Genomic DNA, 479 nt, shown 5'->3' with positions numbered 1-479 from the left:
GATGTTGTCCGTGCATTGGAATTAATTTATTAAGCATATATTATGTCAGATCCCACATTACGCTATTATGAAGAAGAGATGCGGTATCTCAAAGAGGCGGGATTAGAGTTTTCAAAGGCCCACCCTGATCGTGCCGCAATGCTGAATTTAGACAGGGTAGGTACGCGCGATCCTTATGTAGAAAGACTGTTTGAAGGCTTTGCTTTTTTGACAGGGAGAATCAGACAAAAATTAGATGATGACTTTCCGGAATTGACGGAGGGATTGGTCCATATGCTGTGGCCGCATTATCTGAGGATGATTCCTTCTCTGACTGTTTTGGAATTAATTCCGGACAATAAAAAGTTGCAAGGAGGACAGGTCGTCAAAAAAGGATTGTCCGTTCAGTCCGAACCTATCAATATCAACGATAGATTGACCAGATGCTTGTATCGGACCACTGCTGATGTTGCGCTCCAGCCTTTGAGCATATTGCATAC

At 43.0% G+C, this 479-nt stretch carries 1 protein-coding gene; it reads left to right on the top strand.

The window, feature by feature from the left end:
- Window positions 1-42: 42 nt before the first annotated feature.
- Window positions 43-479: type VI secretion system baseplate subunit TssF (locus tag ACTHUR_RS19670; RefSeq protein ID WP_440400477.1), on the top strand; the 437-nt coding region annotated here is incomplete at its 3' end.

The organism is Neisseria sp. P0021.S007, assembly GCF_051956855.1.
Note: the sequence above shows the minus strand (reverse complement) of the source record. Positions and strands in the feature narration are given on the sequence as shown.